This window comes from Pseudomonas sp. PNPG3 (assembly GCF_023093815.1).
GTDB classification, from domain to species: Bacteria; Pseudomonadota; Gammaproteobacteria; order Pseudomonadales; family Pseudomonadaceae; genus Aquipseudomonas; species Aquipseudomonas asiatica.
This window is the reverse complement of sequence record NZ_JALLKV010000295.1, coordinates 1-249: the sequence shown is the minus strand read 5'-3', so window position 1 is coordinate 249 and position 249 is coordinate 1. Positions and strand designations below refer to the sequence as shown.

Here is a 249-nt window from a genome sequence, read left to right as displayed (position 1 = left end):
GGGCAGCGATGCCGGCACGGAGGATCTCGGCGAACACGGCGCCGTTGTAGATCACGAGGCCGAACACGACGGCGGTCAGGGCCGTGGATCCGGGGAGCATGAGGATCGCGAAGAACATCATGAGCACGACGGGCAGCCCGCGGAAGATCTCGATCAGCGCGGTCGTCGTCCAGCGCACGGCCCGGTAGGGCGAGGCGCGCAGCGACACCAGCAGCACGGCGAGCAGCGCGGCCAGCGGCAGCGAGATCA

Annotated in this window: 1 protein-coding gene; it reads right to left on the bottom strand. The window is 69.5% G+C overall.

Annotated features, from left to right (window positions below; all coding sequences use genetic code 11):
- Positions 1-249: ABC transporter permease subunit (locus MJ643_RS31115; RefSeq protein ID WP_247727370.1), on the bottom strand; the 249-nt coding region annotated here is incomplete at both ends.